Below are 4,238 nucleotides of genomic sequence, written 5' to 3'. Positions count from 1 at the left end.
ACGGCTACTTGAGCAGCTACTGGCATTGGCACTATATGAAAACACCTATGATATATCTGGTCACCCGCACCCACGTAGCGTCTGTCTATGGCTGTTTGACCAACCAATCACTGAAATGCTCAAACATAGTATCTATCTGATAGGACAGGCGTATGGAATGGGGACAAACAAGCGTCGTTATTTGCGCTATTGGGATCCTAGAGTATTAGCGCTATTAACACACCTGTGGACTGATCAACAAAAATTGCAAGTATATCAACTGAGATTACCTCGTATTCACTATGTAGATTGGAATAACACCTTTACAGAGGTAACGTTGCCGACACCTAGTGAGGTCTATCCGTCTAATACGAAAGTGGCACTAGATCAGCTTAAGCCGTTACCTTTTCGCTTCAGTCAGCAGCAGTGGCAGCTGCTTATACAGACAGAGTGGATAAATATGATACTGCGGCAGTTAAAGGGCCAAGTGGTAATCAATGATCGAGTTTATGACATTATCATCAGTCAAGCTCTACTGATTGCTCAGCGTAAAATGTCGCAGCAGCAAGCCATTAAGAATATTGTCAAAAGCTTAGAGCGAATTAAAAATAAAGGAGTACAGGCATGAGTGATGGTGTGTTGGATTTTATAAAAAGTACTTTCGGAATGGATGACAAGGAAGCAGATGTATCAGAAAACTCTATAGAATCGGTGCCTGTAGAGCGAACATCAGAAGGTAGTGGTACGGATGATAGCTCTCTGCCGTCTGTTGAATTAGACGCAATTACAGTAGAAGCAACAGGATGTCGTGCTTATGAATGTGGACAGACAGGTATACCGGTTTTACCTGTGGTATTTAGTCGATATGATTATAGAGTAAGTCGCAAGGATAAGCGTTATTTTAGGGATACGTTGTCTTCAAAATCAGCCAAACATGATGCTATTGCGAGCCTACCTACACACACCTACCTTTATTGTTTTAATGATTATATTGATGGTGAAGGAAATGAAGAAAAGTTTGTTGAAGAAATATTTACAGGTAAAGATGGTGCATTAAAGAGAGTTACAACGTATAACAAAGATGATTTTGAAGAAAAAAAAGAAAAAGATACTAATAAGATAGAGGTGACAAATATAGATGAGTCTGACGATGACACATTTGACGAAATGGTACAGCCAGCTACCTGCGATCGAGATAGTCATAGTACGTTAGATAGTAAATATTATACCTTATATCCAGGTGACGTAGTATGGTTCATGGTCAGTCATGCCCAGCTAAGTAAAGCAGCATTAAAAAAATATTTTTATGATGAAGCATTACGCGATAAGCGTATGCAAAAGTTCGTCGCTGATGACTTGATTGATAATAAAAATACTAAATATATGTCTGAATACCTCCCGGAAATAGAGTATATAAATAGCTTTCATCAACGAAAGCAGCTAGAGCAGGGCGGTGACATCGGTGATAAATTTACAGTACATGAAAAGTATTCAAAAACAGTTGTTGGTGAAGATGAAGATGAAGATGGAGAAGTTGAGGAGATTATCCTAAAAGAGGATGCTAATGGTGCTATGAGTTCGGCTTTTCAGCTATACAAAAATATGGAAAGGGGTATTAATGATAGGATAAGCGATCTTGAATCTAATATAAATGAAGGTTACGAGAATTACGAGAATAGTAAATTATACGAAAAGTCTGAAAAGCACCAATTGAAGATTCTAAAAGATACCAAACCTATGATGGTTGCTCTACACGATCCCGTAGGAGATGTATTGGCAGCAGCGGAGAAACGGAATTACCTACTTAAGAAATTAGATGATGCTCAAAAAAATAAAGGTCAAATGCGAGAGCAAGTCAATGCCATTATTATTGACAATATTAGAATGAGGGTAGAAGCAGGTACTGGGTACGATTCTTCCAGATCACAATCACCTTCTGAGTTGGCTTATCATATAGACGGCCGAAATAAAGTAAGTCAGGCGAACAATAAGAATATCTATGACTATATCGACCGCTCAAGGTTCAAATCAGTTTTGTCTGCTGCAAAAAAGAGTAAAAGTGATAAAAGGGATATTGCCAAAGCTAGGCAAATATTTATAGATGCCATCGGCTATGACAAAAACAAACAGGACACACTAGACTTCGCTTTTGTCATGCGTGAAGACTTTCCAGAAAATGATGAAGAAAGCCATTTAGGCTATGCTCAAATTATCGCTGAAGCGACTCAAGGCATCGGTATTGATGAGAGTAATATGGGTATACCAGATGCAATATGGTCAGGTTATAACCCCAAGAAAGTAAACGGTATGACAGCGGAGCAAGAGTTTAGACAGTCGTTACTGCCTTGCATCTCCGGCGAACAGTCTACTGAAGATAACTGGTTTTTTAAGGCATTAATCGGGCTTGATAAAGAAGATCTTAACAGATTTGAAAACCCGCCAGCCTATGAAAACTCAGCACGTCTCAGTGAGGCTACTGGTGCTGTTGCACAGTGGATAGAGATGTTTGATAAAAATAAAAAGCAGAGAAAGATTGCAAAAAATGCGTCTATATCTGTCGCTACTAAGGTAGATGAAATAAATAAAATTGCTGCTAATCAAGCTAGAATTATTGAAACCTATTCAAATAATCAACAATACATTCAAACTGAGCATGGTTTATTAAACCGAGGAGAAGTATACATTAGAGCCTCTGTTGCTAAAACATCAGGGTGGAAACAAGGTTTCCTAAAAGTGCTTCATATACCATTTAAACATCAAGTAAAGAAAAATATTACAAAAGCCTCACTCAATATGGATAGTAAATTACTCCCTGCTGCTATAGACAAGGAGGCAATTTTGGCCGGTTCATCGGCATCCAGACGAAGTGCTCCCTTTGCTATAGATTTTGCAAAAACATTTAATTTAGATGCTACTGCAGTAAGAACCGTCAACGATGCTGCTTCAGGTAACAGACAAGCAGTCTTAGATGTTGTTACGTATCTTGGAGACGATGCTGTAAACAAGGCCACATCTCTTAGTAGGCAACTGTCACAGTCAGGCACTGAGCTGGATAGTTTGCTGAGGACGACTGACGATGATTATCGACAGCTAGATCGAAGATCAGCAGGTAAGGCCGCCATGATCTCAGCCGCCGTGATGGCCTTTCAGTTAAGAAGTACATTAATCAATAAAGATAAAATTAGCGCGATGGTAGTTCGAGGCGATCGTGCCAGTCTTGAGTTTATGACAGCTTATACCAGTACAACACTTGCTTTGACCAGTGCTAGCCTTGATGTAGCCAATGCTGGGCTACAGATGAAAGTAGCACGCAGTGCATGGGTCGCAAGGCTGAGTCTCAGCGTCGGTGTACTTGGTGCTGTGGGTGCTGGTTTTGAGATTTATAGTTTGTCTATTTCATTAGAGAGACAGTTAGAGAGTAAAAGTTATGGTAGTGCTGTAGCAACAGGTGTCGCTGCAGGTGCAGCATTAACAGCAGGTATTACAGGTACAGCAATTGCTTTAGGATTTGCAATGCCTTGGGTAGTGGGAATTATGGCGGTCGCCTGGACAGTGAGCTTTTTTGCTGGTTGGATCGCATCTAACTATGATAAAAGCAATATCCTCCCAGTACACTATTGGCTAGATGCAGGTGTCTTTGGCAACAAAAAAATGATCGATGTCAACGACTATCCAAATAACCCTTTTAGCAACTCAGCCAAAAAAATCACACCGATGGCAAGTCTTGAGCAAGACATGCATGCCTATGCATTGGCATTGACCAGTATTCGGCTTGAGCCAAGATTTACCACCAGGGCAGAAGGCTTCAATAAAGTCCTCTCAGGGCAGCTGACTGCTGTCATCAGTCAATGGGAAGACAAAAGTAAGCTTGAGGTACAATACATCGGTATTGGCGATCAAGAGCAAATCCTAAACACAGAGACAGTCAGCATAGGGATACTAAAGCAACAAAACAAAACCAGGGAGACCTCAGAAGGGCTGCAAATCACCTTAGATATTCCTGAGACCAGTCACTTTAAAGAGCCAGCTTGGCAATCAATAAAAGACTCATCTTGGGAGTATCATAATAATAGGGAAAACCGAATAGAAGAAGCCCGTCAAGCAGCTCGGAGCGATCCTGATAGTCAAATCGAGCAATTAAGAGTGGTCGCACTATATTCATTGAACCCAGATGCACACCCACATTATCAACTACGTACTACGGTGACGAGTCAATAAGGAAAAAAACATGCAATTACGCGACGACTTTGCTACCCACG

Annotated in this window: 2 protein-coding genes; both read left to right on the top strand. The window is 40.6% G+C overall.

Going from position 1 to position 4,238, the window contains the following annotated elements; translation table 11 throughout:
- Positions 1–607: hypothetical protein (locus tag ACT3QP_RS14150; protein ID WP_444525948.1), on the top strand; the 607-nt coding region annotated here is incomplete at its 5' end.
- Positions 604–4,197: a toxin VasX gene (locus ACT3QP_RS14145; RefSeq protein WP_444525947.1), complete on the top strand. Its 3,594-nt coding sequence runs from the start codon at positions 604–606 to the stop codon at positions 4,195–4,197. The genes ACT3QP_RS14150 and ACT3QP_RS14145, both read left to right, overlap by 4 nt.
- Positions 4,198–4,238 lie beyond the last annotated feature (41 nt).

This window comes from Psychrobacter sp. AOP7-B1-24 (genome assembly GCF_052376215.1).
GTDB lineage: Bacteria > Pseudomonadota > Gammaproteobacteria > Pseudomonadales > Moraxellaceae > Psychrobacter.
Note: the sequence above shows the minus strand (reverse complement) of the source record. Positions and strands in the feature narration are given on the sequence as shown.

What these genes read in the sequence shown, in the direction of transcription:
- ACT3QP_RS14145 (WP_444525947.1), top strand. Translation starts at nt 604, where the DNA reads ATGAGTGATGGTGTGTTGGATTTTATAAAAAGTACTTTCGGAATGGAT.